Origin of the sequence: Blastochloris tepida (assembly GCF_003966715.1) — a bacterium.
In the GTDB taxonomy this organism is placed as follows: domain Bacteria; phylum Pseudomonadota; class Alphaproteobacteria; order Rhizobiales; family Xanthobacteraceae; genus Blastochloris; species Blastochloris tepida.
In genome coordinates this window covers 1,372,838-1,394,907 of the sequence record NZ_AP018907.1, presented here as the reverse complement: position 1 = coordinate 1,394,907, position 22,070 = coordinate 1,372,838, and the positions used below count along the sequence as shown (strand labels likewise).

Here is a 22,070-nt window from a genome sequence, read left to right as displayed (position 1 = left end):
GGTCTGTTGGGTCGGTCGTTGAGATTGGCGCCGTGCGAACGGCCCCACCGTGCCGACGCTCTCACGCGTCGGCGATGTGGGGCCGTTGCTCGGGGGCCGTTCGTCTCACGCCGCGCGCGGCAGGCGGCGATTGCGCAGCAGCGCCTGGGCGGCGCGCTGGGCGGCGCGCGGCGTGCGGAAGCGCTGCTGCTCGAGTGCGTTCACGGCGTGGGTCGAGGCATAGAAGCGGAAATCATTGTCGTCCTCGCCGTCGCGGACGACGATGCCGACGGTCGCGCCGTCGACCTCGACGACGAACGCATGCGGCAGCGCAGCGTGATGGGCGGCCTCGCGAGCGTCGGCGCGGTCGGGGGTCGTGTGAACAGTCGGGGTCGTATGAACGGTCATCAGTCGTCTCCTGCCGCCTCGAAGGGCGGCCCGTGTCCGGTCGAAACTGAGGGGATCGAGCGTCGGGGCGTCTAGAGCGCGATGGCGCGACACGCCGCCATGGCCGGTACGCAACAGCCGGCAAGGCGGGCGACGCGATGTTGCGGCGCCGAAGACGAGGAGGACTGGAAGAACTTGGATTTCGAAAACTCTGAAGGAAGGAAGCGCATTGTGGCCGTTTCCATGTGTCGAAGGAGCCCACGAACCGCTTCGTGGCGCTTTAGCTCTTTTTGACGCGGCGCAAGCTGCTCCATCAAATCCCGCGGCAGACTGACAAATCATCATCAGGCTGCGTGGAAAAAGTGCGGCCTCGGCCGTGCAAAAGCAAGGCGATTGCCTTTGTCATTTTGTCGCGGCTAAGGGAAAGGCGTCGTCTTTGCCGCTGCCGGCGGAGATGAATTTTCTCCGGCCTTGCGAAGCGGTGCGCGCAGGACGGCAAGGGCGTACACCCGGACGCAGGCTGCCGCCGGGCGCGAAAGGATGAGGACGATGGCTGAGCGCGGTGCATTCTTCGGCATGACGGACGAGCGCGGCGTGCTGCGAACCTCGATCGCCGCGACGCTGGTCATCTCGCTGCTCGGCATCGTCTTCGGCCTCGCCTCGGGCTCGTTCTCCATCGTCTTCGACGGCGTCTATTCGCTGTTCGATGCGTCGATGAGCGGTCTGTCGCTCATCGTCGCGAGCCTCATCACCCGCCACGCCACCTCGAACCGCCTGCCCGCCATCCTGCGCGACCGCTTCACCATGGGCTTCTGGCATCTGGAGCCGATGGTGCTGGCGTTCGACGGCATGCTGCTCAGCGGCATCGCCATCTACGCCTTCATCAACGCGATCGGCAGCCTGCTGGAGGGCGGGCGCGCGCTCGAATTCGATCTGGCGATCGTCTATGCCGCCGTCACCGTCGTCGCCTGCGCGGCGATGGCCGCCATCCAGGTGCGCGCCAACCGCCGCATCCGCTCCGATTTCGTGACGCTCGACATCAAGGGCTGGGTCATGTCGGCGGGCATCACCGCCGCGCTGCTCGTCGCCTTCTGCCTGGGCTACGCCGTCGAGGGCACGCCGTGGCAGGGCATCTCGCCCTATATCGACCCGGCGGTGCTGGCGGTGATCTCGCTGGTCATCGCGCCCTTGCCGATCTCCACCGTGCGGCAGGCGCTCTCCGACATGTTCCTGGTCACGCCGGCCGACCTCAAGCAGCACGTCGACGAGGTGGCGCAGGCGGCCGTCCGCCAGCACGGTTTTTCCGCCTATTACGCCTATGTCGCCAAGGTCGGCCGCTCGCGGGTGATCGAGCTCTATTTCATCGTGCCGCCGGACATGCCGGCCCGCACCATCGCCGCATGGGACGGCCTGCGCGACGAGATCGGCACGGCGATCGGCGGCGAGGGGCCGGATCGCTGGCTGACCATCGTCTTCACCGGCGACCGGGAATGGGCGGAGTGAGACAGTTACCGGCCGAGAGAGCCGCAGAACCGTCGGATACCCCAATTGGGTGATGCGGGAAGAGCGGCCGCCAGCCTACCTTGAGGAATGGTCGAATGAGAGCCTGAGGCGCCATCGCGGGGTGCGCGCCTCCCCCCAAGGATGAATTCGGCCGGCCAAACGGTTTCCGCCTGATCGGGCCGGACAACCGAATTCCGACCGCCGAAAACCGTCAGCACGCTCCGCTCGTGTTCGCGATCGGCTGACGTACACAATCCAGGGAGGGAGTTCGAAAGTGTCGGAAGAGGAACAGGACAGCCACCCGTCGGCCGATCCCCTGAGCGCGATGTCGATTGTGCAGATCATCGCGTATGTGGAGGAGGAAGCGCGCCGCATCAGCGGCATCGCCGGATTCTGCCTCGCCATGGCCCGCCTCGAGCTTGAGCAGCATCACGCGCGCATTCAGGTCATCGAGACACGGACGAACGTGAATTGAGGCGTTTCCCGAAGACGTCGGCGCCGCGATCAAACGCCCTGCGCGTCGGGCGGAAGGGCCTTGCCCGCGAGCAGGGCCACGAGCTCGCCCTGGCGCCGGGTGCCGGTCTTGGCGAACACGGATTTCAGCTGGGTGCGCGTGGTTTCCGGCGACAGGCCGACCGTCCGGGCATAGTCGGTCACCGACTGGCCCTCGATCACCGCCCGCGCCACGCGCGCCTCGGCCGGCGTGAGGTCGAACAGCCCGCTCAGCAGACCCTCGGACAGGGCCTGCGGCGCCGACAGCGGCGTTGCCGCCAGCAAGGCGACGGCGCCGGTGAAGAGATCATGGGCGGTGCGGCGAACCGGCAGCACATGGGCGATCAAGGCGGGGTGGTCGTCCACGGCCGGCACCGGAAACGACATCACGCCCTCCACCGGTCCGCGGACCGCGACGCGCTGCAGCGCCTCCTGCAGCAGGGCGTTCGCCGCCGGATCGGCGAGCGCCAGATGGCCGAAGGCGCGCGGCACGAACTGGGCCGGCAACTGGTCGAGCAGCGGATTGCTGGCAAGCACCCGCCCGTCATGTCCGAACGCCGCGCCGGGCAGGCCGAGGCCGTTCAGCGTGGCGGTCATGGCGCGGGCGCGCTCGAGGCCGAGGCGTGCCGCGATCAGTGCGGCACGGGCGAGGTGCGGGCGCACGTCATCGAGCCGCGCCACCGCCTCGCGTTCGATCGGCGGCCGGCCATCGGCGCGCTGGATGTCGAACACCAGCAGGTCGCCGGTCGGAACGGTGATCATGGTGCCGACCGAGAACCAGAAGCCGTGCGGCCGCGAGAGTTCGACATAGATCGGCTCGTTCTCCAGTTCCTGCAGGTTGAACAGGTCGCTGTCGCACACGAAGCCGGGATGGCGCAGGCCGGCGAGCCGCCCCGGCTTGGGGTTGCGAGTGGCCCAGCCGTCGCGGGCATAGGCCGTCATCGGCGCCACGAGGTTCTCGGAGGCCACCCACCGGAAGTCCGGCCGGTGCGGGTTGGCGACCAGCATGCCGCCCTTGCAGCCGGAGTATTCGGCAATCCGCCTCAGCACGTCCGGCCAATGCTCGGGGACGACGCTCGCTTCGTAGATCGTCTCGACAAGAACATCCGCTTCGAACACGGCCTCTTCCCCCGGAGCACCCTCGGCAAAACCGAAAACCGGTTTTGCGACAGAGAGCGCGACAACTCAAGCGAGCAGCGGCCGTCTCCGCCGACGCGGGAACCGTCTCAACAGAAAGTGCCCGGGCAGACGCCACCCAACGGCTCCCGGCAGCGAGGCGCTTTCATCGCCGGCGGGTCGGGTTGCCGGTGGCAAGCCGAGAGGGCTTCCGGCCAATTTCTGGTTTCGGGCTTCGCCGCGCGCCCCTCGAAGAAGCCCCCCACCCCCGACCCCTCCCCACCGCTCGCGAAGCTCGCGGGGGGAGGGGAGAAAAAGGCGCGTCTTCTCCCCTCCCCCCATGAACGCAGTGAATGGTGGGGAGGGGTCGGGGGTGGGGGGTGCGCAGAATACCCCGACGCCCGTCGTCCAGAGCATTCTCCGCAAAACCGGGCACCGGTTTTGCGAAAGAGAATTCGACAAACCAAAGACTTAGAGCGTCCGATCTGATGCAGTCAGATCGGACGCTCCAAACAGAAAGTGCCCGGGCAGACCCCACCCGAACGCTCCCGGCGGCGAGGCGCCTTCATCCCAGGCGGGTCGGGTTGCCGGTGGCAAATATTTGATTTCGGATGAGAAAATCAGCGAGAGACCGCGGCCCGACGCGTCAGCGTCTGGGGCGGCTGGTCTGAAGCGGGAGAAACCGGCGGCTGGAATCAAAGGAGGCCGGCCGGGTGTCGCACGCAAGGAGGCCTCTCGCGCACGGCCCGGCCGGCCAGACCCCACGGACCCAGGAGATGCGGCGGACCTGAGCATTCCGTAGGGTTATCGCTGGAGAGCTGCAGGCATTCGCCACGTCCGGGTGGCCTGCGAAGACTCTCGTCGTTGGGGAAACTACCCCAACGCGTGCGGGAATCAATGGCAATACGCCGCGCTGGCGCAGCGCGTCGGAAACTACGTAAAAGTTTAAGGTTACGCCTGCGCCCTCAGGCTGCATCCGCCTCGACGCGGTTCCGCCCGCCGCGCTTGGCCCGGTAGAGCGCCTCGTCCGCCCGTTTCAGGATGGCGTCGGCCCCGTCCGACGACCCCTGCCGGGCCGCGATTCCGATCGAGATCGTCACGTCGAGATGGCGGGTGCCCTTGTGGATGGCAAAGGGCTCGGCGGCGATCTGGCGGCGGATGCGCTCGGCCACCGCCTCGGCGGCGGCGAGGTCGGTTTCCGGCATCACCACCACGAATTCCTCGCCGCCATAGCGGCAGGCCAGATCGATGCCGCGGATGCAGCGCTTGAGCCTGAGCGCGAACTCGCGCAGCACGTCGTCGCCGGCGTCGTGGCCCCAGGTGTCGTTGACGCTCTTGAAGTGGTCGATATCGATCAGCAGCAGCGACACCGGCTTGCCGCGGGCGGTGGCCTGCTCGATCACCGCCCCGAGGTGGCTGCCGAGATAGTGGCGATTGTGCAGGCCGGTCAGCGCATCGCTGATGGCAAGCTCCAGCGAATGCTGGACATTGTCCCGCAAGCGACTGGCATAGCGGCGCTTTCGCACCTGGGTGCGCACCCGCGCCAGCAGCTCCTGGCGATCGATCGGCCGCACCAGATAGTCGTTCACCCCAAGGTCGAGCCCGCGCAGCAGCCGCTCATTGTCCTCGGCCTCGACCAGCAGCAGCAACGGCACGTGGCGGGTGCGGTCGAGCGACCTGAGCTGGCTGCACAGCCTGAGCCCGTCCACGCCGTCGAGTCCCAGGCTCACCATCACCAGATCGAAACCGCCCTCGGCGGCGCGGAACAGCGCCCGCTGGGCGTCGGATTCGATCTCGACCGACTGCTCATGGCCCAACGCGGCGGCGATGCGCCGGGCCGCGTCGGGGCGATCCTCCACCACCAGCACCCGCCCGCCGACGCCGCTCTCGATCACCGCCTCGGCCAGCGGATCGGCAAAAGACGCGGCAAAAGGATCGGAGAGGGAGCCGGCCAAGGACCCCGCAAGACCGATGTCGCGGGTCGAGACCGCGCGAATCCGCAATTCGTCCAGCGCCATCTTCAGCCGCACCAGCGAGCGCACCCGCGTCAAGAGCGCGATGTCCTCGACCGGCTTGGTGAGGAAGTCGTCGGCCCCGGCTTCGAGCCCCCGCACCCGGTCGGCGGCGCCGCTGAGCGCGGTGATCATGATCACCGGAATATGATGGGTGAGCGGGTTCGACTTGAGGCGGCGGCAGACTTCGAACCCGTCCATGCCGGGCATCATCACGTCGAGCAGCACGATGTCGCACTGGGCGCGGGCGCAGATTTCCAGCGCCTCGGGTCCGCTTTCGGCGGTCAGCACGTCGAAATAGTCGGCGTTGAGCCGCGCTTCCAGCAGCTTCACGTTCGTCGCAACATCGTCGACGACCAGAACCCGCGCCGTCATGGAAAGCCTCAGGCCTCCCCGACGAAATGGCGGACCGTCTCGATGAACTTGGCGATCGAGATCGGCTTGGACAGATAGGCCTCGCAGCCGCCGTTGCGGATGCGCTCCTCGTCGCCCTTCATGGCGAAGGCGGTGACCGCGACCACCGGGATCGACTTGAGCTTGGGGTCGTCCTTGATCCATTTTGTGACATCGAGCCCGGAGACCTCGGGCAGTTGGATGTCCATCAGGATCAGGTCGGGCATGTGCTGACGGGCGAGATCGACCGCGTCGATCCCCTTGCGCGTCATCAGGGTGGCATAGCCGTGCGCTTCCAGCAGGTCGTGGAAGAGCTTCATATTGAGCTCGTTGTCCTCGACGATGAGCACGGTTTTCGGCATGATCACTACTCCGGGTCGCCCTGTAGACCTTGAGCCCCGGGTTCGCCGTGTCGCGGGGCAGCGGCACGGGGAGAGCCTACCCCTGCAGTCTAAAGGTCGAACTGTTACGGAAAGGCAAATGGATCCCTTCCGTTCTCGTGCCAAGTCGATCGATCGCACCAGGTCGATGGATCGAACAAGGTCGATGGATCGCACCAGGTCGATGGATCGCGCGGCAGCCGAAGGAATTGCGGCGACCGCGCTCGGCGTCGTCGCCGGCGATCCGCAGCGGCTCGGCCTGTTCATGGCGCTGAGCGGCCTCGGGCCGGAGACGCTGCGCGCCGCCGCGGCCGAGCCCGCCTTCCTGCTCGCCGTGCTGGACTTCGTGATCGGCGATGATGACCTGGTGATGGCGGTCGCCCGCGCCGCCGAGATCGCCCCGGAACGCGTGGTCGCCGCCCGCGACATCCTCGCCGGCCCGACACCGGGCTGAGCCGGCGCTTGGCCGCGCGATGTCCGCCTTCTGCCGCGACTGCCTCGCCTCGGCGCCCGAGACGGCGAACCGCTGCCCGCACTGCGGCTCGCCGCGCCTTGCGCGCCACCCCGAGCTCGATGCCCTGGCCATCGCCCATGTCGATTGCGACGCCTTCTATGCGTCTGTCGAGAAGCGCGACAATCCCGCCCTCGCCGACCGGCCGGTGATCATCGGCGGCGGCCGGCGCGGCGTGGTGGCCACCGCCTGCTACATCGCCCGCACCTATGGCGTGAAGTCGGCCATGCCGATGTTCCAGGCGCTGAAGCTGTGCCCCGAGGCGGTCGTGCTCAGGCCCGACATGGCCAAGTATGCCCGGGTCGGCCGCGAGGTGCGCGCCCGCATGCTGGCGCTGACGCCGCTGGTCGAGCCGCTGTCGATCGACGAGGCCTTCCTCGACCTGCACGGCACCGAGACGCTGCACGGCATGAGCCCGGCGCGTGTGCTCGCCGGCTTCGCCGCCGCGGTCGAGCGCGAGGTCGGCATCACCGTGTCGGTGGGCCTCGCGCCCAACAAGTTCCTGGCCAAGATCGCCTCCGACCTCGACAAGCCGCGCGGCTTCTCGGTGATCGGCGCAGCCGAGGCCGAGCGCTTCCTTTACGGCAAGCCGGTGTCGATCATCTGGGGCGTCGGCAAGGTGGCGGCCGAGCGCCTCGCCGCCGACGGCTTCCGAACGGTCGGCGATCTCGCCGCCGCCGACGAGACGCTGCTGGCCCACCGCTATGGCGCGGAGGGGTTGCGCCTCGCCCGGCTCGCCCGCGGCCGCGACGACCGGCCGGTGGTGGCCGAGCACGAGACCAAGAGCATCTCGGCCGAGACCACGTTCGAGGCCGACATCGCCGACCGCGACGAACTGGAACCGGTGCTGTGGCGCCTGTCGGAGAAGGTGGCGGCGCGGATGAAGGCCGCCGGCTTCGGCGGCCATACTGTGACGCTCAAGCTGAAAAGCGCCGATTTCCGCCTGCGGACCCGCGCCCGCACCTTGCCGCACCCGACCCGCCTCGCCCACCGCATCTTCGATGCCGGCCGCGACCTCCTGGCGCGCGAGGCGGACGGCACCCGCTTCCGCCTGATCGGCATCGGCGTCTCCGACCTCTGCGACATCGCCGAGGCCGATCCGGCCGACCTCGTCGATGCGTCGGGGCCGCGCACCGCCGCCATGGAGACGGCGGTGGACGCCCTGCGGGCGAAATTCGGCGCCGGGGCGGTGGAGCGCGGCATCGTGTTCGGCACCGGCCGGCCGCGGCGGTGAAGGGCAATCCACGATGGGGAATGCCCGAGCCGGCCCCCGGAAACCGCCTTACCCCGCCCGGCGCGGCGTATAGACGTAGGACGGGCCGCGGCGGCGGGTCACCACCCGCGTCTGCGACGAGCCGATCAGCACCACGGTGCGCATATCGGCGCGCTCGGCCGAGGCGCCGCCGAGCGGCACGATCTCGATCTGCTCCCCCGGCTCGCTGACCGCGCGGGCGAACACCACCGGCGTCGCCGGGTGTCGCACCCCGAGCAGCAGGCCGAACGCCCGCTCGAGCTGCCAGGGCCGGGCCCGCGACAGCGGATTGTAGAGCGCGATGGCGAAATCGGCCTCCGCCGCCAGCACCAGCCGCCGCTGGATCAGATCCCATGGCTTGAGATTGTCGGACAGATTGATGGCGCAGAAATCATGGCCGAGCGGCGCGCCCACCCGCGCCGCCGCCGCCAGCATGGCGGTGATGCCGGGCAGCACCTCGACCTCGACGGCCCGCCACGCCGCCTCCCCGGTCTCGATCGCCTCGAACACCGCCGCCGCCATCGCGAACACGCCGGGATCGCCCGACGACACGATGACCACGCTGCGGCCGGCCTCGGCGAGCCGCAGCGCATGGCGGGCGCGGTCGATCTCCTCGCGATTGTCGGAGGCGTGGCGCGTCTGGCCCGGCCGCTCCGGCACCCGCGCGAGATAGGGGCCATAGCCGACGAGGTCGGTGGCCTGCTCCAGCGCCGCCGTCACCTCCGGCGTCACCAGCCGCGCCGCGCCCGGCCCGAGCCCGGCGATGACCAGACGTCCGCTCACGGCCGGCGCCCCTGCCCCGGCACCAGCACCATCGAGAAATAGGGCGCCTCGTCGTCATCCTTGTCCGAAAGCGGCATCACCGTCTGCGCGGCCATGGTGCCGTATTCGACATAGAGCGCGCGCTCCAGGAAGCCGGCAATCTCCAGCGCCCGGCGCACCTTGCCGAGGTTGCGGCCGAGCTTCATCACCACCAGCGCATCGGCGATCTCGATCTGGGAGATCAGCGTGCCCTCCTCCAGCGTCGCCGGCAGGACGACCAGCACGTCGTCGCCATAGGTCATCGGCTCGCCGGCCGCGGTCCAGCAGCCGGACATGCCGGGAATGCCGGGCACCACCTCGACCCTCACGCGCTCGCGCAGGCGGCTGTAGAGGTGCATGAAGGAGCCGTAGAGGAACGGATCGCCCTCGCACAGCACCACCACGTCGTGCCCCGACTTGGCCTGCGCCAGGAGGTCGTCGGCCGCCTTCTCGTAGAACGGCCGCAGTGCGTCATTGTAGGCCGGATCGTCGGCCGGGATCTCGGTGGTGACCGGGTATTCCAGGGCGATCTCGGTGCAGCCCGGCGCCAGCAGGCCCTCGACGATGGTGCGGGCGACGCCGGGGCGGCCGGGCTTGCGGAAATAGGCGATCACCTTCGCCTCGCGCACCAGCCGCGCCGCCTTGACGCTCATCAGCTCGGGATCGCCCGGGCCGAGCCCGACGCCATGGATGGTTCCGGTCATTGTCTTGCCTTTCCTCGCCGCGCGATATCGACCGCGCCGGCGCGCCTATTCCCTGTCGCAGGCCACGGCGTTGACGGCGGCGGCCGTCATCGCGCTGCCGCCGCGCCGGCCGCGCACCACCACCGCCGGCACCCGGCCCTGGTCCAGCAGCGCCTCCTTCGATTCGGCGGCGCCGACGAAGCCCACCGGCATGCCGATCACCGCCGCCGGCGGGTCGATTCCGGGCTCGTCCAGCATCTCCAGCAAGCGGAACAGCGCGGTCGGCGCATTGCCGATCGCCACCACCGCACCGCCGAGATTCGGCCGCCACAGCTCCAGCGCCGCGGCGCTGCGGGTGGTGCCGAGCTCCTCGGCGAGCCCCGGCACCCGCGGATCGCCGAGCGTGCAGATCACCGGGTTGCGGGCCGGCAGCCGCGAGCGGGTGATGCCTTCGGCCACCATGCGCGCGTCGCACAGAATCGGCGCCCCAGCCTGCAGCGCCGCCCTGGCGCTGGCGGCGAAGCCGCGCGCGAACACGATGTCGTCGGCGACCTCCACCATGCCGCAGGCATGGATGACGCGCACCGCCACCCGTTCCTCGTCGGCATCGAAGCGGCCGAGCCGCGCCTCGGCGCGGATGATGGAAAACGAGCGGACGTAGATCGCCGCTCCGTCCTTCTCATAGTCGTATGTCATCGGAGCCTTTCGACAGGACGGCGGCGCCCGCGTCAACCGGGTTCTGCCCCGGGCCGCGTGCAGCAATCGCAACGGAACATGCCCCATCGGCCGGCAAATCTGGTAACTGGAACGCTGACTCTGTCAATCTGCCGTGACGTTGTGGTGCGATGACGCCGCGCCCCGCGCCGGCTGGTTGCGAAAGGATCGAGGTTTCATGTCCGCCCGTGTGCTCATGCTGCAGGGAACCGGCTCCGATGTCGGCAAGTCCCTGCTGGTCGCCGGACTTGCCCGCCTGTTCTCGCGCCGCGGCCTCCGGGTGCGGCCGTTCAAGCCGCAGAACATGTCCAACAATGCCGCGGTGACCGAGGACGGCGGCGAGATCGGCCGCTCCCAGGCGCTGCAGGCCCGCGCCGCCCGCGCCGCCTCCTCGGTGCATATGAACCCGGTCCTGCTCAAGCCGCAGGGCGAGACCGGCGCCCAGATCGTCGTCCAGGGCAAGGTGTGGGGCGAGACCAAGGCCCGCGACTATCAGGCCGCCAAGAAGACGCTGCTGCCCTATGTGCTCGACAGCTTCGCCAAGCTGCGGGAGGACAGCGACCTCGTGCTGGTCGAGGGCGCGGGTGCGGCCGCCGAGGTCAATCTGCGCGCCGACGACATCGCCAATATGGGCTTCGCCCGCGCCGTCGGCGTGCCGGTGGTGCTGGTCGGCGACATCGACCGCGGCGGCGTCATCGCCAGCCTCGTCGGCACCCGCACCGTGCTGGGGCCGGAGGACGGCCGCTGCATCAAGGGCTTCATCGTCAACAAGATGCGCGGCGACCCGCTGCTGTTCGCCGACGGCATGGCGTTCATCGCCGCCCGCACCGGCTGGTCGTCGCTCGGGCTGGTGCCGTTCTTCGAGCAGGCCTACCGGCTGCCGGCCGAGGATGCGCTGGCGCTTTTGGGTTCGGCCGAGCCGGGCCGCACCCGCGCCGCCTGGATCACCGCCGGCCCCCTCGCCTCCATCGAGCCGCCGGCCGAGGTCACGTCGTCCAACCGCATCAAGGTGGCGGTGCCGCTCCTGCCGCACATCTCCAATTTCGACGACCTCGACCCGCTCAAGCTCGAGCCGGCGGTCGAGCTGGTGCTGCTGCGCGACGGCGCGCCGCTGCCGGCCGACGCCGATCTGGTGATTCTGCCCGGCTCCAAGGCGGTGATCGCCGACCTCGCGGTGCTGCGCGCCTCGGGCTGGGACGCCGACCTGATCGCCCATGCCCGCCGCGGCGGGCGCATCCTGGGGGTGTGCGGCGGCTACCAGATGCTGGGCCGCACGGTCGCCGACCCGGACGGGCTGGAGGGCACGCCCGGCACCGCCCCCGGCCTCGGCCTGCTCGACGTCGAGACCGTGCTGCATCCCGACAAGGCGCTGGAGGCGGTGCAGGGCGAGACGGTCGCGGACGGCGTGCCGTTCCACGGCTATGAGATGCATGTCGGCCGCACCGGCGGCCCGGCGACCGAACGGCCGCTGGTGCGCCTCGCCGATGGCCGCCTCGACGGCGCGGTGTCGCAGGACGGCCGCATCGCCGGCTGCTATGTCCATGGCCTGTTCACCGACGACCGCCAGCGCGCGGCGTGGCTCGCCCGCCTCGGCGCCGGATCAAGCCCGCTCGACTATGAGGCGTGCATCGATGAGACGCTCGACGCTTTGGCCGACCATCTCGCCGCCCACCTCGACGTCGACGCCCTGTTCAGCCTCGCGCGATGAGGCCGAGCTCGCCGGCGAAGGCCTCGATCTCGTCCCAATCGGTGTATTCGATCCGGCTGGTGCCGTCGGTCGGGCCGTCGGTCATCCACATGATGAATCGGATCAAGTGGCGGTCGAGCCAGCCGTAGCGCGGATAGTCGAGCACGCCCGGAAAGGCCCGCGCCACGGCGGGGGCCAGCCGGTGGCGGGCGATCAGCTTGCGCAGGTAGGGATTGTCCTGCGCCGTGCGGCGGTTGGGCTTGCGCGCGGTGAGGCAGACGCTGGCCAGCGCCAGCGGCGGCGGCGACGGCAGGGCGCGGTAGGTGTCGAGGAAGGTCGAGGCCTCCTCCAGGTGGCGGCCGTAGCGAACCGCGGCGACCAGCACCACCAGAGCCGCCGGCGCGACCTCGCCGGGCGTCGGCATCGGCGGGGCGAGGCGCCGGCATTCGACGGCGCGCCCGTCCGCGCGCAAGCGCTGGGCGACGTGCATCGCGATGCGCACGGCCTGCCCGTCGCGGCTCGCCGCGAACACCCGGATCGGCGGTTCGGTCGCGTCCGTCATCACATCCTTCCCCCCAACACCCCTCCGCCCAGAATGCCGAGCCCGAGCGCCAGCGCCGCCACCAGCACCCCGGCGCCGGCATAGGCCACCCGGTAGAGGCGCAGCGCCCGCCGCACGTCGTCGGCGCTCGCCGCGGCGCGGCCGTCGCCCATCCAGGCGTCCTCGACCACCACGCCGCCATAGGAGCGCGGCCCGGCGAGCCGCAGCCCCAGCGCGCCGGCCATCGCCGCCTCCGGCCAGCCGGCATTGGGCGAGCGGTGCCGGCCGGAATCGCGCCGCACCGCCGCGAGCGCCCCCGCCGCCGACGCCCCCGGCACCACGGCGGCGGCGGCGATGAACAGCAGCGCGGTCAGCCGCGAGGCCGGCAGATTGACCAGATCGTCGAGCCGCGCCGCCGCCCAGCCGAAGGCACGATGGCGCTCGGTCCGGTGGCCGATCATCGAGTCGGCGGTGTTGATCGCCTTGTAGGCGATCATCCCCGGCAGGCCGGCGACGAGGAACCACACCGCCGGGGCGGTGACGCCATCGGAGGCGTTCTCGGCCAGGCTCTCGATGGCGGCCCGGCACACCGCCGGCTCGTCCAGCGTCTCGGGATCGCGCCCGACGATCATCGACACCGCCCGCCGGCCGCCCGCCAGCCCCTCGGCTGCGAGCGCGCGGGGCACCGCGGCGACGTGCCGGTCGAGACTGCCGGTGGCGATGAGGGTCGCGACCGCGATCAGCATCACGGCGAAGCCGGCGGGCCCGCCCCATGCTGCCAGACCCTCGATCGCCATACCGGCTGCGAGCGAAACCGCAACCAGACTCAAAATCGTGACAATCCCGGCCAACCGCCGGACCGGAAACGAGAAATCGCTCCAGTTCAGACTCCGGTCGAAGATGGCGATCAGCGCGCCGATCCAGGAAACCGGATGGCCGATTGCGCGGAACAGGGCGCCGGGATAGGCGATGGCCGCCTCGATCGCCAGCGCCAGCGTCAGGATCAGCAATCGGTCGGTCGGATCGGGCATCGGTTTGGGAGAGTTGGTTGAACGAGTCGACGGCGAGCCTACGCGCTCATGGCGGCCGGATCGATGCCGCTGCTAAGCTGTATCCGGCTGCGCCGCAGCCCTGGGTGGATCTCTCCACCGGCATCAATCCGCACCCCTATCCGGTGCCACCGGTCGATCCCGTCCTGTGGCACCGCCTGCCGCTGGCGCGCGACCTCGACCGGCTGATCGAATCCGCCGCCGCCCGCTACGGCCGGCCGGCCGGGGCGCGCCTCCTGCCGGTGCCGGGCAGCGAGGTCGCCATCCGCCTGCTGCCGCGCTTTCTTGGCGCTCAGCGCGTCGGCATCGTCGGCCCCACCTATGGCTCGCACGCGGCGGCGTGGCAGGCCGCGGGCTGCACGGTCGCGCCGCTCGCCGAGCTTCCGCCTCCGGCTACCGATCTCGACGCGCTCGTCGTGGTCAACCCCAACAATCCGGACGGAAGCCGGCGGACGGCCGCCGACCTGCTCGACAGGGCCGCCGCCTGGAGCGCGGCCGGCCGCTGGCTGATCGTCGATGAGGCGTTCGCCGACACCGATCCCGCCGTGTCGCTGCTCACCCTGCCGGCGCTGCCGCCGCGCGTTGTGGTGCTGCGCTCGCTCGGCAAGTTCTTCGGCCTCGCCGGGCTGCGCCTTGGCTTCGTCGCGGCCGGCGACGCGCTGACCGAAGGATTTGCCGAAACGCTCGGCGACTGGCCGGTGTCCGGGCCGGCCTGCGCGGTCGGCGCCGCAGCACTCGACGACACCGCCTGGATCGCCGCCACCCGCCAGCGGCTGGCGGCGGAGCGCGCGCGGCTCGACGCCCTGCTCGCCGGCGTCGGCTTCACCGTGATCGGCGGCACCGATCTGTTCCGGCTGGCCGAGCGGCCCGCCGCGGGCGCGGCCGACCTCGCCGGTCATTTCGCCCGCCGCGGCCTGCTGGTGCGCGGCTTCGAGGGCGCACCCCACCGCATCCGCTTTGGCCTGCCGGGCAATGAGGCGGCCTGGCAGCGGCTCGCGGACGCCTGCGCCGCGCTCGATTCGTCGCCGGGCGGCACCTGACGCTAACCTTGCATGCGTATGAAGCTAGGCGAACGGGATCCAAGGATCCTCGACTTAAGGACCATCCATGGCGGCGGTTGACGAGGACGGGAGCCGGCCACGCGACGCGGGCGGCGGCTGGCGGGCACGGGCCACCGGCCTGCTCGAGCGGGTGACGACGGCCGGCGCCGGCCGGGCGGCCGCGACCGCCTTCCTGATCCGCGTCGCCTCGGCGGTCTTGGCCTACGCCATGCAGATCGTGCTGGCGCGCTGGATGGGCCGCTCCGAGTTCGGCATCTATGTCTATGTCTGGACCTGGACGCTGGTGATCGGCGACCTCGCCCATTTCGGCCTCGCCTACTCGGTGCAGCGCTTCATTCCCGAATACACCCAGGCCCAGGCCCACGACCGGCTGCGCGGCCTGCTGCGCGCCGCGCCGTGGTTCGTGTTCCTGGCCTCGACCGCGGTGGCCGCGCTCGGGGTGGCGGGCGTGCAGGCGTTCGCGCCGTGGATCGACCGCGCCGAGATCATCCCGTTCTACCTCGCCTTCGCCACCCTGCCGTTCTACGCGCTGAACAATCTGGTCGACGGCATCGCCCGCACCTACAACTGGGTCAATCTGGCGCTGGTACCGCCCTACATACTGCGGCCGCTGCTGATCGTGCTGGTGGCGCTGGCGGCGCCGCTCGCCGGCTTCGCGCCCGATGCCGCCTCAGGCATGGGCGCCGCGCTCATCGCCACCTGGCTTACCACCACCGTGCAGCTTGTCGTGCTGCGCCACCGGCTGGCGCGGGTGGTCGCGCCGGGCCCGCGCGCCTACGACCCGCGCCACTGGGCGAAGGTGTCGGCGCCGATCCTGCTGGTGTTCGGCTTCTATTCGCTGTTCATCTACACCGACGTCATCGTGCTGCAGCTGCTGCGGCCCTCGGCCGAGGTCGCGACCTATTTCGCGGCGGTGAAGACGCTGGCGCCGGTGGCCTTCGTCAGCTTCGCGGTGCTGGCGGCGGTCGCCCACCGCTTCGCCGAGCACCACGTCTCCGGCGCCATCGACGAGCAGCGGCGGCTCCTCGCCCAGTCGGTGCGCGGCACGTTCTGGCTGTCGGTCGGCGCCATCGCCGTGCTGCTGCCGCTCGGCTGGCCGATGCTGCGGCTGTTCGGCCCCGGCTTCGAGGAAGGCTATCCGCTGCTGTTCATCCTGGCGGCGGGACTGATCATCCGCGCCTCGGTGGGGCCGGCCGAGCGCCTGCTCAACATGGCCGGCGAGCAGCAGCGCTGCACGCTGATCTATGCCGCGGCCTTCGCCGCCAATCTCACCGCCTGCCTCGTGCTGATCCCCACTTGGCACATGTACGGCGCGGCCATGGCGGTGTGCTTCGGCATGACGGTCGAGGCAGCCCTGCTCTACCGCACCGTCCGCCGAAGGCTCGGCCTGCATGCCTTCGTGTTCTTCACGCCCAAGGCGGCGTGAATCTCACCGCCCCAACCGCTCGGCTTCCGCCGCAAGCCGGTCGATCGCCTCGGCCAGCATCGGCCCGCCGCACACCGTCAGCCGCTCGGGCAGATAGATCCGACGCTCCGGCGGATAGAGAGCCGCCAGCGCCGGGTGGGCGAGCAGCGCCGAGCCCTGGTCCTCGGCCTCGACCGCCTCGCGGGTCAGCAGCAGGGCATCCGGCCGCTGGACAACGATCCGCTCCAGCGGCACGAAGCCGCCGGTGGCGGCGAACGCCGCGCCGGCATTGGCCAGCCCCAGCGTCTCCAGCAGGTCGGTGGTCAGCGTGCGCCCGCCCGCCACCCAGCCGCGCCGCTGCAGCGGCAGCACGCTCAGCCGGCGATGTGCCGCTGCCTCGGCCCGCGCCACCGCCGCGTCGATGGCGGCGATCGCCGCCTCGGCCCGCGCCTGCTGGCCGAGCAGCTCGCCGGCCCGGCGGATCTGCATTCTCGCATCAGCGATCGACCGGGCGACGTCGAACTCGGCGAGCGGAATGCCCTTGGCCTTGAGGAAGCCGCGCGTCACCGTCCGGGTATAGCGGCCGGCGAGCACGAGGTCGGGCTGCAGCACCAGCACCTCCTCCGCCCCGCCCGACAGCGACGGATAGTTCGCCGCCTCGGCGGCGGCAAACGACAGCAGGGGATCGCGCGCATAGGCGCTGAGGCCGAGGATCTGGTCGGGATCGGCCAGCGCCAGCACCAGTTGGTCGGTGCACATATTGATGGAGACGACGCGCGGATGCGGCCCGGCGACGGCGGGTGCGCACATCCAGACGCTCGAAAGAAGAGCTGCCAACGCGAAAATCCAGAAGCTGCGTGATCCGCAAGTGGTCGTCCCCGGCGAGCCCCGCTTTAGCGGGGCTCGGGAAGGGGACCCAGGGAACACGCCGACGAAAACAGCACGCACCACCGCCAGCCACTGCCCTCCGGCTCTCGGCCGCGAAGGTCGGGGTCCATGGGTCCCCTTCCCTCGCATCGCTTCGCGATGCTCGCCGGGGACGACCGTCGTGCGATTCTGAGCAGCGCCGCGCCAGGGACGACCGGTCGCGGCTGCATTCATGGCCGTGCCGCTCACAGCACCGACCATGGCACCACCACCGGCAGACCGTCCTGCCGGCCCTCGAACGCCCGCACCCCGAACACCGCCGCCAGCACCTCGCCCGACAGCGCCTCCGACGCCGGGCCGCTGGCGGCGAGCCGCCCTTGGTCGAGCACCACGATGTGGTGGCAGAACCGCGCGGCCAGCGCGAGATCGTGGGTGACGGCGAGCACCAAGGCGCCCTCCTCCGCCGTCCGCCGCAGCGCCGCCATCAGCTCGATCTGGTGGCGGGGATCGAGCGCCGCGGTCGGCTCGTCGGCCAGCACCAGCGGCGCCTCGACCGCGAACACCCGCGCCAGCGCCACCCGCGCCCGCTCGCCGCCGGAGAGCTCCGTCACCGGCCGGTCGGCCAGATCGAGCGTGTCGGTGAGCCGCATCGCCTTCAGCACGGCGGCCTCGCTTGCGGCATCGAGCCGGGCGGGATCGCGCACCCCGTGCGGATAGCGGCCGAGCGCCGCCACCTCGCGCACCGGAAGCGGCCAGTGCATCAGGTGGCCCTGCGGCAGATAGGCGACGCGCCGGGCGCGCACGCCCGGCGCCAGCGTCGCAAGCTCGGCGCCCTCCAGCGCGATGCGCCCGCCGTGCGGCACGAGGCCGGCGATGGCGCGCAGCAGCGAGGTCTTGCCGGCGCCGTTCGGCCCGACGATGCCGACCAGCGCCTGCCGCGGCAAGGCGAGCCTCACCGCATCGACCACCGTGCGGCCGCCGAGCGCCACCGACACGCCGGCAATCTCCAGAAACGGCGGGATCATCTGCGGCGCCATCAGGCCATTCCTCCACTCAGGCGGCCGCGCTCGCGCACGATGAGATAGAGGAAGAACGGTACGCCGATCAGCGCCGTCAGCACCCCCACCTTGATGTCGGTGGTGGCCGGAATCAGCCGCACCGCGATATCGGCCGCCAGCAGCAGCGCCGCGCCGGCCAGCGCGCTCGGCACCAGCACCCGCGCCGGGTCGTAGCCAATGATCCCCCGCACCAGATGCGGCGCGATGAGCCCGATGAAGCCGATGGTGCCGGCCACCGCCACCGAGGCGCCGACGCCGAGCGCCACGCCGAGAATCACCACCAGCCGCAGCCGCGCCACATTGACGCCGAGGCTCTGCGCCGCCTCCTCGCCGAGCGTCAGCGTCCGGAACGCCGGGCCGGCGGCGATGAGGATCGCCCCGCCCGCGACGATGAACGGCAGTGCCATCGCCACGTGCTGCAGGCTGCGGTCCTCCAGCGAGCCGAGCAGCCAGAACGCGATCTCCAGCGCCGCGAACGGGTTCGGCGCAAGGTTCAGCGCCAGCGAGGTGGCGGCGCCGGCGAGGCTCGATATCGCGAGGCCGGCGAGAATCAGCAGCAGCAGCCCGGCGTTGCGCCCGGCCACCGCCACCAGCAGGAACACCGACAGGAAGGCGCCGAGAATCGCCGCCACCGGCAGCGCGTAGGACAGCGTGCCGGCGAGACCGAGCGCGATGGTGGCGACCGCCGCGAACGCCGCCGACTGTGGCGCGCCGAACAGCGAGGGCGCGGCCAGCGGATTGCGCAACAGCCCCTGCAGCGCCGCGCCCGAAAGCCCGAGAATGGCGCCGATGGCGAGCGCCAGGATGGCGCGCGGCAGCCGCAATTCCAGCACGATGATGCGCTCGGCCTCGCTTCCGGCGCCGGTCAGCGTCGCCAGAACATCGCCGGGCGCGATCGCCACCGGCCCGGTGCCGAGCGAGACCACGAACAGGATCAGCACCAGCGCCGCCAGCACCGGCATCGCCGCGCGGGCGCGCCAGAGGGTGGCAGGAGCCGGCGGCGCCGTCTCGGAGCGGGATCGGGCTTGAAGCATGGCGGCGCTCTTAGACCGGATGGCCGATCTGGCCAAGGCTGCCTTTCCGTCCTTGACACCGGTTCGGCCGCTTCCCTATATCGCCAAACGCACGGCGCTGGCGGATCCGGCCGGCCTTGTCGTGGCGGAGTAGCTCAGCTGGTTAGAGCAGCGGAATCATAATCCGCGTGTCGGGGGTTCGAGTCCCTCCTCCGCTACCATCAATTTCACCCCAGAATAGCACCTGTTTCTGACGTTCCGCCCCGATTGGCGCCTGGGCGGGTTCACGGGCGGCCCGGCATGGGCAGTTCGAACGAGGTCGTCACGCGGCAGGGTGGACCGGGCCCGCATCGCAGCGGCCTTCCCCCTCTTTCCCGTCATCCTCGTATCCCTCCGGCGTGGGCCGCCTTGTGTGGGACCTCGCGCTTCGCGGATGCTGCGCGCATAGGAGCGCTCTTACGAGCGCGCGTAAGAGCGCAGCATGAGCCAGATGACGGTGCTGACGGGGCCGGAGCGGCGCCGGCGGTGGAGCGGCGAGGAACGGCGGGAGATCGTGGCGGCGGCGTTTGCGCCGGAGGCGATCGTGGCGGACGTGGCACGGCGCTACGGGGTATCGACCAGCCTGATCTACAAATGGCGGCACGAGGTTGGCGACGGGACGAGCGGGGTTGGGTTCGCCCGCGCGATCGTCGTGGAGGCCGGTGGGACGGCCGCGGCCACGAGGGAAGACGGCGCCGCGATCGTCGTGGAATTGGCCGGCGGCGTGCGGGTTGAGATCGGCGCGTCTGCGCCGGCGGCGTTGGTGACGGCAACCCTCAAGGCGCTGCGATGATCCCGGTTCCGGCGGGCGTGCGGATCTGGATCGCGACCGGACATACGGACATGCGCAAGGGCATGCAGGGCCTGGCGCTGCTGGTGCAGGAAGGGCTCGGCCGCGACCCGTTCGGCGGCGACGTCTTCGTGTTCCGGGGCCGCGCCGGGACCTTGATCAAGGCGTTGTGGCACGACGGCATCGGCTTGTCGCTCTACGCCAAGCGGCTCGACCGCGGGCGCTTCGTGTGGCCGGCCACGGTCGACGGCGCGGTGGCGCTGACGGCGGCGCAAATGAGTTATCTGCTCGAGGCGATCGACTGGCGCAATCCCCAGCACACATGGCGGCCGCAGAGCGCGGGCTGATCAAATAATTGCGGCGACGCTCCACTTTGCACGTCACACCGCGGCGAAGATGTGATTCCATAGGATGCATGGACGCCGATGGTGATGCTGCCGCCGAACTCGCCGCGCTGAAGGAGGCGTTGGCGGCTGAGCGCGCAAAGACGCTGGAGGTCGCCGCAGACCTTGCGGTGGCGCGCGCCAAGGCCTCGGAAGATCAGGCGCTGATCGCCTATCAGAAGCTGCAGATCGCCAAGCTCGAGCGGCAGATTTACGGCCAGCGGTCGGAACGTGCGGCACGGCTGATCGAGCAGCTGGCGCTGGCGTTCGAGGAGCTCGAAGCGGGCGCGACCGAGGACGAACGCGCGGCCGAACAGGCCGCCGCCCAGACGACGACCGTGCGGGGCTTTACCCGCAAGCGCGCCGAGCGCCAGACCTTCCCCGAGCATCTGCCGCGGGAGCGCGTGGTGATCGATCCCCCGGCGGCCTGCGCGTGCTGTGGCGGCACGCGGCTGCGCAAGATCGGCGAGGACGTGACGCGGACGCTGGAGGTGATCCCGCGCCAGTGGAAGGTGATCGAGACGGTGCGGGAGAGGTTCAGCTGCCGCGACTGCGAGACGGTCTCCCAGGCGCCGGCGCCGTTCCATAGCATCCCGCGGGGCTGGGCCGGTCCCAGCCTGCTGGCCATGATCATGGTCGACAAGTTCGGCCAGCATCAGCCGCTGAACCGGCAGGCCGAGCGTTACGCGCTGGAGGGCGTGCCGATCGCGCTGTCGACGATGGCGGACGCCGTGGGGGCGGTCTGCAGCGAGCTCGCTCCGCTGCTCCGCCGCCTGGAGGCTCATGTGATGGCGGCAGAGCGGCTGCACGCGGATGACACGACCGTGCCGGTGCTGGCCAAGGGCAAGACCGACACCGGGCGCTGCTGGGTCTATGTCCGCGACGACCGGCCCTTCGGCGGCACCGATCCTCCGGCGGCGATGTTCTACTATTCGCGCGACCGCCGGGGCGAGCACCCCCAGGGGCATCTCGCCGGCTACGCGGGCATCCTGCAGGCCGACGCCTATGACGGCTACGCCCCGCTCTACCTGGTCGGACGCGCCCCTGGGCCGATCCGGGAGGCGGCCTGTTGGGCCCACGCGCGGCGGCCGTTCTTCGCCATGGCCGACATCGAGGGGACGGCGCGGCGCCGGGCCGCCGGCAGGACGGACGCCGTGCTCTCGCCGATCGCCATCGAGATGGTGCGCCGGATCGACGAGCTGTTCGAGATCGAGCGGTCGATCACCGGCACCAGCGCGCAGCAGCGCCTCGCCGTTCGCCAGGAGCGAAGCCGCCCCCTGGTCGAGGATCTTCATCGCCACATGCGCGAGGAGCTTGCCAAGCTCGCGCGCGGGCACGACCTCGCCAAGGCGTTCAATTACATCCTGAAGCGCTGGGCGAGCTTCACGCTGTTCCTCGAGGATGGGCGGGTTTGCCTGTCGAACAACGCCGCCGAACGCGGGCTTCGCGGCATCGCTCTTGGTCGCAAGTCGTGGCTGTTCTGCGGGTCCGATCGGGGCGGGCACCGCGCCGCCGCCATGTACAGCCTGATTGTCACGGCCAAGATGAACGGCATCGATCCGCAGGCCTGGCTGGCCGACGTCCTGGCGCGCCTGCCAAGCCACCCGGCGCATAGGCTCGATGACCTCCTGCCCTGGAATTGGGCGCCACGGCCCTCGGCACTCTCCGCTCGGGCGGCGTGAGCATGCACGTCAACAAGGTCTCCCGCGTCACCACGATCGCTCGCGTCGCCGAGGACCTCGGCGAAGACGAAGATTGGCTGCACCAGGTCGCCAACGAAATGGACGTCGAGGACGGCATCATCTGGGTCTACGGTGTCGGCGACGCCGCCGTCAGGGCGTTCACCGACTTCGGAATCGAGACCCTGGTCGAACTCATCAAAATCCACAAAGCAAACCCGGCGCTCCTCGGACCTTCAGAGCCGTAAGCGCCCCACCTGCGGCCCACGCCGGAG

Annotated in this window: 24 protein-coding genes and 1 tRNA gene; 13 read left to right on the top strand and 12 right to left on the bottom strand. The window is 70.5% G+C overall.

Going from position 1 to position 22,070, the window contains the following annotated elements:
- Positions 1–105: 105 nt before the first annotated feature.
- The gene (locus BLTE_RS06430; RefSeq protein ID WP_244600143.1) at positions 106–387 is read right to left on the bottom strand and encodes a hypothetical protein; all 282 of its coding nucleotides are present in this window, start codon (positions 385–387) and stop codon (positions 106–108) included.
- A 555-nt stretch (positions 388–942) separates the two neighbouring features.
- Here BLTE_RS06430 and BLTE_RS06425 point away from each other — a divergent pair.
- Together BLTE_RS06425 and BLTE_RS06420 are read left to right on the top strand one after the other, a co-directional pair.
- Positions 943–1,869 (top strand): cation diffusion facilitator family transporter, encoded by a 927-nt coding sequence (locus BLTE_RS06425; RefSeq protein ID WP_197723292.1) that lies wholly within the window; start codon positions 943–945, stop codon positions 1,867–1,869.
- A 274-nt stretch (positions 1,870–2,143) separates the two neighbouring features.
- Complete coding sequence (locus BLTE_RS06420; RefSeq protein ID WP_126398612.1) at positions 2,144–2,344, top strand: hypothetical protein; 201 nt, start codon at positions 2,144–2,146, stop codon at positions 2,342–2,344.
- A 29-nt stretch (positions 2,345–2,373) separates the two neighbouring features.
- Here the strand turns inward: BLTE_RS06420 and BLTE_RS06415 are convergent, their stop codons facing one another.
- From BLTE_RS06415 to BLTE_RS06405, 3 genes are all read right to left on the bottom strand, one after another.
- Positions 2,374–3,480, bottom strand: a complete 1,107-nt coding sequence (locus BLTE_RS06415) for a helix-turn-helix transcriptional regulator (protein ID WP_126398610.1) — start codon at positions 3,478–3,480, stop codon at positions 2,374–2,376.
- A gap of 962 nt (positions 3,481–4,442) precedes the next feature.
- Entirely contained in the window at positions 4,443–5,864 is a 1,422-nt protein-coding gene (locus tag BLTE_RS06410; protein ID WP_126398608.1) for a PleD family two-component system response regulator, read from the bottom strand.
- Positions 5,865–5,872: 8 nt separating this feature from the next.
- Positions 5,873–6,244: a response regulator gene (locus BLTE_RS06405; protein WP_126398606.1), complete on the bottom strand. Its 372-nt coding sequence runs from the start codon at positions 6,242–6,244 to the stop codon at positions 5,873–5,875.
- Between the two features lie 184 nt (positions 6,245–6,428).
- Here BLTE_RS06405 and BLTE_RS06400 point away from each other — a divergent pair, with 184 nt between their 5' ends.
- Together BLTE_RS06400 and BLTE_RS06395 are read left to right on the top strand one after the other, a co-directional pair.
- Complete coding sequence (locus BLTE_RS06400) at positions 6,429–6,716, top strand: DUF3572 domain-containing protein (protein ID WP_126398604.1); 288 nt, start codon at positions 6,429–6,431, stop codon at positions 6,714–6,716.
- Positions 6,717–6,735: 19 nt separating this feature from the next.
- Positions 6,736–8,007: a DNA polymerase IV gene (locus tag BLTE_RS06395; protein ID WP_126398602.1), complete on the top strand. Its 1,272-nt coding sequence runs from the start codon at positions 6,736–6,738 to the stop codon at positions 8,005–8,007.
- 48 nt (positions 8,008–8,055) lie between these two features.
- Here BLTE_RS06395 and cobJ read toward each other — a convergent pair whose 3' ends face one another.
- The 3 genes from cobJ to BLTE_RS06380 are packed head-to-tail and all read right to left on the bottom strand — an operon-like array spanning position 8,056 to position 10,205.
- The gene (cobJ, locus tag BLTE_RS06390; RefSeq protein ID WP_126398601.1) at positions 8,056–8,808 is read right to left on the bottom strand and encodes a precorrin-3B C(17)-methyltransferase; all 753 of its coding nucleotides are present in this window, start codon (positions 8,806–8,808) and stop codon (positions 8,056–8,058) included.
- The gene (locus tag BLTE_RS06385; protein ID WP_126398599.1) at positions 8,805–9,530 is read right to left on the bottom strand and encodes a precorrin-2 C(20)-methyltransferase; all 726 of its coding nucleotides are present in this window, start codon (positions 9,528–9,530) and stop codon (positions 8,805–8,807) included. The genes cobJ and BLTE_RS06385 overlap by 4 nt, the downstream gene beginning before the upstream one ends.
- Positions 9,531–9,575: 45 nt before the next feature.
- The gene (locus BLTE_RS06380) at positions 9,576–10,205 is read right to left on the bottom strand and encodes a precorrin-8X methylmutase (protein ID WP_126398597.1); all 630 of its coding nucleotides are present in this window, start codon (positions 10,203–10,205) and stop codon (positions 9,576–9,578) included.
- A gap of 196 nt (positions 10,206–10,401) precedes the next feature.
- Here BLTE_RS06380 and BLTE_RS06375 point away from each other — a divergent pair, with 196 nt between their 5' ends.
- Positions 10,402–11,931 (top strand): cobyric acid synthase, encoded by a 1,530-nt coding sequence (locus BLTE_RS06375; protein WP_126398595.1) that lies wholly within the window; start codon positions 10,402–10,404, stop codon positions 11,929–11,931.
- On the opposite strand, the gene BLTE_RS06370 is transcribed toward BLTE_RS06375, so the two are convergent.
- Together BLTE_RS06370 and cbiB are read right to left on the bottom strand one after the other, a co-directional pair.
- On the bottom strand, positions 11,915–12,472 hold the full coding sequence (locus tag BLTE_RS06370; protein WP_126398593.1) for a flavodoxin domain-containing protein: 558 nt from the start codon (positions 12,470–12,472) through the stop codon (positions 11,915–11,917). The genes BLTE_RS06375 and BLTE_RS06370 overlap by 17 nt on opposite strands.
- The gene (gene cbiB, locus BLTE_RS06365) at positions 12,472–13,482 is read right to left on the bottom strand and encodes an adenosylcobinamide-phosphate synthase CbiB (protein ID WP_126398591.1); all 1,011 of its coding nucleotides are present in this window, start codon (positions 13,480–13,482) and stop codon (positions 12,472–12,474) included. Before cbiB ends, BLTE_RS06370 begins: the two co-directional genes overlap by 1 nt.
- A gap of 17 nt (positions 13,483–13,499) precedes the next feature.
- On the opposite strand from cbiB, the gene cobD reads away from it, so the two are divergent.
- Complete coding sequence (gene cobD, locus BLTE_RS06360) at positions 13,500–14,540, top strand: threonine-phosphate decarboxylase CobD (RefSeq protein WP_126398589.1); 1,041 nt, start codon at positions 13,500–13,502, stop codon at positions 14,538–14,540.
- Positions 14,541–14,607: 67 nt separating this feature from the next.
- Positions 14,608–15,987 (top strand): lipopolysaccharide biosynthesis protein, encoded by a 1,380-nt coding sequence (locus BLTE_RS06355; RefSeq protein WP_126398587.1) that lies wholly within the window; start codon positions 14,608–14,610, stop codon positions 15,985–15,987.
- Positions 15,988–15,990: 3 nt separating this feature from the next.
- Here the strand turns inward: BLTE_RS06355 and BLTE_RS06350 are convergent, their stop codons facing one another.
- From BLTE_RS06350 to BLTE_RS06340, 3 genes are all read right to left on the bottom strand, one after another.
- Positions 15,991–16,776, bottom strand: coding sequence for a helical backbone metal receptor (locus tag BLTE_RS06350; RefSeq protein ID WP_126398585.1), 786 nt, complete (start codon positions 16,774–16,776; stop codon positions 15,991–15,993).
- Positions 16,777–17,078: 302 nt separating this feature from the next.
- The gene (locus tag BLTE_RS06345) at positions 17,079–17,870 is read right to left on the bottom strand and encodes an ABC transporter ATP-binding protein (protein WP_126398583.1); all 792 of its coding nucleotides are present in this window, start codon (positions 17,868–17,870) and stop codon (positions 17,079–17,081) included.
- On the bottom strand, positions 17,870–18,853 hold the full coding sequence (locus tag BLTE_RS06340) for a FecCD family ABC transporter permease (protein ID WP_126402086.1): 984 nt from the start codon (positions 18,851–18,853) through the stop codon (positions 17,870–17,872). Before BLTE_RS06340 ends, BLTE_RS06345 begins: the two co-directional genes overlap by 1 nt.
- A gap of 70 nt (positions 18,854–18,923) precedes the next feature.
- Here BLTE_RS06340 and BLTE_RS18660 point away from each other — a divergent pair, with 70 nt between their 5' ends.
- From BLTE_RS18660 to BLTE_RS06315, 6 genes are all read left to right on the top strand, one after another.
- Complete coding sequence (locus BLTE_RS18660) at positions 18,924–19,058, top strand: hypothetical protein (protein ID WP_280177366.1); 135 nt, start codon at positions 18,924–18,926, stop codon at positions 19,056–19,058.
- A tRNA-Met gene (locus BLTE_RS06335) sits at positions 19,049–19,125 on the top strand. The genes BLTE_RS18660 and BLTE_RS06335 overlap by 10 nt, the downstream gene beginning before the upstream one ends.
- Positions 19,126–19,385: 260 nt before the next feature.
- Positions 19,386–19,736: an IS66-like element accessory protein TnpA gene (tnpA, locus tag BLTE_RS06330; RefSeq protein ID WP_126397727.1), complete on the top strand. Its 351-nt coding sequence runs from the start codon at positions 19,386–19,388 to the stop codon at positions 19,734–19,736.
- A complete protein-coding gene (gene tnpB, locus BLTE_RS06325; protein WP_126397729.1) occupies positions 19,733–20,080 on the top strand; it encodes an IS66 family insertion sequence element accessory protein TnpB in 348 nt (115 codons plus the stop codon). Before tnpA ends, tnpB begins: the two co-directional genes overlap by 4 nt.
- Before the next feature lie 68 nt (positions 20,081–20,148).
- Positions 20,149–21,798: an IS66 family transposase gene (gene tnpC, locus BLTE_RS06320; RefSeq protein WP_126398497.1), complete on the top strand. Its 1,650-nt coding sequence runs from the start codon at positions 20,149–20,151 to the stop codon at positions 21,796–21,798.
- A 2-nt stretch (positions 21,799–21,800) separates the two neighbouring features.
- A complete protein-coding gene (locus BLTE_RS06315; protein WP_126397733.1) occupies positions 21,801–22,043 on the top strand; it encodes a hypothetical protein in 243 nt (80 codons plus the stop codon).
- Positions 22,044–22,070 lie beyond the last annotated feature (27 nt).